The organism is Rhodococcus sp. AW25M09, from assembly GCF_000333955.1.
Lineage (GTDB): Bacteria > Actinomycetota > Actinomycetes > Mycobacteriales > Mycobacteriaceae > Rhodococcoides.
In genome coordinates this window covers 1-3,975 of record NZ_CAPS01000102.1, presented here as the reverse complement: position 1 = coordinate 3,975, position 3,975 = coordinate 1, and the positions used below count along the sequence as shown (strand labels likewise).

General features: G+C 61.4%; 6 protein-coding genes. 4 read left to right on the top strand and 2 right to left on the bottom strand.

Features of this window, described 5'->3' with window-relative positions; genetic code table 11:
* The first annotated feature begins 171 nt into the window (after positions 1 to 171).
* From RHODMAR_RS19505 to RHODMAR_RS19490, 4 genes are all read left to right on the top strand, one after another.
* Positions 172 to 789: a class I SAM-dependent DNA methyltransferase gene (locus RHODMAR_RS19505; protein ID WP_008717903.1), complete on the top strand. Its 618-nt coding sequence runs from the start codon at positions 172 to 174 to the stop codon at positions 787 to 789.
* A gap of 59 nt (positions 790 to 848) precedes the next feature.
* Complete coding sequence (locus RHODMAR_RS19500) at positions 849 to 1,676, top strand: hypothetical protein (RefSeq protein ID WP_008717901.1); 828 nt, start codon at positions 849 to 851, stop codon at positions 1,674 to 1,676.
* An 88-nt stretch (positions 1,677 to 1,764) separates the two neighbouring features.
* Positions 1,765 to 2,241: a DUF2306 domain-containing protein gene (locus RHODMAR_RS27070; RefSeq protein WP_008717900.1), complete on the top strand. Its 477-nt coding sequence runs from the start codon at positions 1,765 to 1,767 to the stop codon at positions 2,239 to 2,241.
* On the top strand, positions 2,241 to 2,807 hold the full coding sequence (locus tag RHODMAR_RS19490) for an adenylate kinase (protein ID WP_008717898.1): 567 nt from the start codon (positions 2,241 to 2,243) through the stop codon (positions 2,805 to 2,807). The genes RHODMAR_RS27070 and RHODMAR_RS19490 overlap by 1 nt, the downstream gene beginning before the upstream one ends.
* Before the next feature lie 6 nt (positions 2,808 to 2,813).
* Here RHODMAR_RS19490 and RHODMAR_RS19485 read toward each other — a convergent pair whose 3' ends face one another.
* The gene (locus tag RHODMAR_RS19485; RefSeq protein ID WP_008717896.1) at positions 2,814 to 3,500 is read right to left on the bottom strand and encodes a haloacid dehalogenase type II; all 687 of its coding nucleotides are present in this window, start codon (positions 3,498 to 3,500) and stop codon (positions 2,814 to 2,816) included.
* Positions 3,497 to 3,907 (bottom strand): DUF1707 SHOCT-like domain-containing protein, encoded by a 411-nt coding sequence (locus tag RHODMAR_RS19480; RefSeq protein ID WP_008717894.1) that lies wholly within the window; start codon positions 3,905 to 3,907, stop codon positions 3,497 to 3,499. The genes RHODMAR_RS19485 and RHODMAR_RS19480 overlap by 4 nt, the downstream gene beginning before the upstream one ends.
* Between the last annotated feature and the right edge of the window lie 68 nt (positions 3,908 to 3,975).

Here is a 3,975-nt window from a genome sequence, read left to right as displayed (position 1 = left end):
TGCGGAGGGGTGAACGAAAGGCGCACGAGGGGGGGTGACTTGGATTCGGTGGCCGGGGAGTGTATTTCCGAGACCCACCGGGCACTTCTTCGAGATGCTCACGCACTCGTATCCGACCCCGCAAGTTGAGCCGGTAACGTAGCGATTGTGGCCGAGCAACAGCATGTTTCGATGACCAGGATCGCCTACGACACCGTGGCCGAGAGCTACGCCGACCTCGTTCGCGGCGAACTCGACGGTCGACACCTCGAGCATGGTCTGTTGGCTACGTTCGCAGACCGAGTTCCGGCAGGCGAGGTTCTCGAGGTCGGCTGTGGATCCGGCCGCATCACCGAGCATGTGCACCGACTCGGCCTCGATGTCACCGGAATCGACCTCTCGCCCAACATGATCGACGTTGCTCGGCGCGAATACCCACACCTTCGATTCCTGGTCGGATCGATGGAGTCGTTGGACGCGAGAGACAATTCCGTTGCAGGCATCGTCGCCTGGTACTCGATCATTCACACTCCTCCCGAGCATCTGCCTGCGGTATTCGCCGAACTGAATCGAGTAGTGGTGCCGGACGGACTGCTGCTGCTCGCATTTCAATCGGGTGACGAGAGAGTCCGCCTCGAGCATGCCTACGGACACTCGGTCTCGTACGACGCTTACCGACTGGACCTCGATGCCATTGCGGCCATGGTGGTCGATGCGAATTTCGATGTCGAAGTTCGAGTGCACCGGGCTCCGGTGGGATACGAGCCGACACCGCAGGCGTATCTGATGGCTCGCAAACGACCATCGTGACCGCCTCGGATTGCCGCTGATGTCCTGTAGCTACCTCTTCGATCGGTAGGATTCGCGCGATGTATGCACCCCGTCCGCGCGTTCTCTTCGTCACCGACCTGGCTTATCTGTCGAGGGGCCGACGCTACTGCGACGAAGACATCTTTCTGTCGTCGCAGCTCCGCGAGTGTGTCGACATTGCGCTGTGTCACCCGCTCGAAGCGCGTGCGCTGATGGATGGCTTCGATGTTGTCGTTATCCGGAACTCCGGGCCGGTGCTGGGGTACCAGGACGCTTTCGACGCGTTTACTCGCCACGCGCGCAAGAACGGCACGAGGGTCTTCACCCAGCTCACCGGCAAAGGCGACCAGAGAGGCAAGCAGTACCTGGTCGACCTTTTTGCAGATGGTTTTCCGGTCATTCCTACTGTCGACGGCCCGCGGGATGTCTCGCGCTTACCCGAGGTGGATACCTATGTGGTGAAACCGAAATGGGGTGCCGACTCGATCGGTATGCGTCACATCGGGCACGCCGAACTGTCGGAAGTCGAGGCGGACCATCTGATTCAGCCGCGAATCGATTTTCTGTACGAAGTGTCGTTCTACTTCATCGGGCGCACATTGCAATACTCTTTGCACGCTCCGGACCCCGGCCGACGCTGGGACTTGGAGCCGTACTCGGCTACGGCTCAGGACGAAGAGTTCGCGCAACGATTCGTCGACTGGAACGACATCGACCACGGAATCGCGCGGGTCGACGCGTGCCGCACCGTTGACGGAGCGCTGCTGTTGCTCGAGCTCGAAGACCTGAATCCATATCTCTCACTCGACCGGCTGCCCGAGCCGGCGCGTCGAGAGTTCGTGAACCACATGGCGGAGGCGATCGTAGCGCTGTGTGCCCAACCGTAGAGGGCTAACTCAGTCGGGTACGGCAAGCCCAGACGCAGCGTCGGTGCTCATGATTCGGTAGCGTCGAGACCGCGAAAGGTGGTGGCCGATGTCGATCACGGTGCTCCACATATCGGCCGCGCTGCTGTCGGTTCTGCTCGGTGCCGTGATTCTGCTCGCGCGCAAAGGGACGCCGCGTCACCGGCACTGGGGACGGATGTACGGCTTTGCCTTGCTGGTTATGGTCGCGTCGTCGTTCTTCGTCACCGACCTTCGGAACGGCTGGAGCGTGTTTCACGCAGTGTCGGTGCTGACCGGCGTTCTGGTGCTGTGCGGCTGGTGGCAACCCGTGTTCGGGCGCTCTCGAGCGGGTTGGGTTCGGCGACATATGCTGTCGATGCAGCTGTCCTACCTGGTGCTCATCGTGACCGGAACTGCCCAGTTCTTCGACTACTTGCCTCTTCCGAACGACGCTCTCAACGCCATCGTATTTCTGCAGGTGCCCCTGACTGTCGGGATCGTGGCAATCATTCGACGCAGTCGACGCCCTATCGGTACCTACGGTTCGCTACCGTCGTCTCCGTGATGCTCGGACCGAACGATGCAGTTCTACGTTGCCCCTCGAGGATCGTCGTTGCGGGGACGTCCGGTTCCGGCAAAACGACACTGTCTGCCCGTCTCGGATCGATTCTGGGAATCGAACACATCGAGATCGACAGCCTCTATCACGGGCCTGATTGGAAGCCGCGTGCGACGTTCGAATCCGACGTCGAGAAGTTCATCTCGCGCCCGGCCTGGGTCACCGAGTGGCAGTACCACGCTGTGCGCGATCGCCTCGCCGATCGTGCGGATCTATTACTGTGGCTCGATCTGCCGCGTCGAACGGTGATGCGGCAGGTCGTAGTTCGGACGCTACGTCGCCGGATCGGCAGGCAAGAGCTGTGGAACGGCAATGTCGAGCCCCCTCTGCACCGCATCTTCTTCGACCGGGCGCACGTCGTTCGATGGGCCTGGAACACCCATCCACTGGCGTCCGAGCGCGTACATCGACTGAGTGTGCGCCGACCGGAGCTACCTATCGTTCGATTCCGATCTCATGCCGAGGTGAACGACTGGATCGCGGCTCGACTCGTACCCGCAGCCGAAAACTGAGGCCGGTCAACAGCCCAATTGTGTTGCCAGAGAATCGATCGAGTCGACGCTGTAGGTCCACACGGCCTCAGCGGTGATGTCGGAAGTCTGACCCGGGCCGTGTTCGAGTGGACGGGCGACGAACGCGGTGGCGAACCCACACTCGGCTGCCGCTGCGAGATCACTGTTGTGCGCGGCCACCATCATGCATTCGCTCGGCTCGAGACCCAGAACCTCTGCCGTGCGTAAGTATGCGTCGGGCATGGGTTTGTACGCCTGTACCGGTTCTGCTCCGAGGATGGCGTCCCACGGCAGTCCGGCATTCTTGGCCATCTCGAGCAGTAGTGAGATATTGCCGTTCGAGAGCGGAGCGATGATGAACTCGGTGCGTAGCCGGGTGAGTCCGGGAACCGAATCCGGCCAGGGGTCCAATCGATGCCACGCCCGATTCAAGTCGTCGATGCCATCCTCGTCCAGCCGAACGTCGAACTCCGACAACACGAACCGGAGCGACTCCATGTGCAGTACGTCGAGCCGAGTGAAGGGCCTGCGACCGGACCGGACCTCCTCCATCGCCGGCTGGTACAGGCTGCGCCACCGGTCCGCGAACGCGTGGCTGTCGATGTCGGGACCACACCGGTCCCGGACTTCGCGCGCGACACTGGTACGCCAGTCGACGACGGTACCGAACACGTCGAACAGGAGTGCTTTCAACGGTTCTTCTTCTTTTTCTTCTTCTTGGATTGTCCACCTGCGGACAGGAGGGCGCCGGCAACCGGAATGAGGAGGAAGAAGAGCCATTTCTGGTCGAAATCGGTGAGGAAGAACAATGCCAGGGATCCGAAGATGACCAGCGGCATCACCACTGCACGCCAGTCGATGCCGCCGCTGGTCTCGGTCGGGGCCGGCGACTTCCCGAGTGGAGCGGGCGTCGCCGACGCAGCGGGGAGGTCGACGAATACCTTGTCGAGCTCCCCGCGCGTCGTGGCCGAAGTGATAGTGGCACTGCGCTCGTCGAATTCGGGAACAGTGAGACGACCCTCGCTGAAGTGCAGGCTCAGCGCCTCGAGTGCCTTTTCCCGATCGACAGTGCCGATACGAATTTCTGGAAGCTCCGACATGGCTACAGGGTAGCGCTATCCGAGTCCCGGATTCGAGGCGAAATTCGCTTCGCTACCGATTTGTCGTC

What these genes read in the sequence shown, in the direction of transcription:
- RHODMAR_RS27070 (WP_008717900.1), top strand. Translation starts at nt 1,765, where the DNA reads ATGTCGATCACGGTGCTCCACATATCGGCCGCGCTGCTGTCGGTTCTG.
- RHODMAR_RS19505 (WP_008717903.1), top strand. Translation starts at nt 172, where the DNA reads ATGACCAGGATCGCCTACGACACCGTGGCCGAGAGCTACGCCGACCTC.
- RHODMAR_RS19500 (WP_008717901.1), top strand. Translation starts at nt 849, where the DNA reads ATGTATGCACCCCGTCCGCGCGTTCTCTTCGTCACCGACCTGGCTTAT.
- RHODMAR_RS19480 (WP_008717894.1), bottom strand. Translation starts at nt 3,907, where the DNA reads ATGTCGGAGCTTCCAGAAATTCGTATCGGCACTGTCGATCGGGAAAAG.
- RHODMAR_RS19490 (WP_008717898.1), top strand. Translation starts at nt 2,241, where the DNA reads ATGCTCGGACCGAACGATGCAGTTCTACGTTGCCCCTCGAGGATCGTC.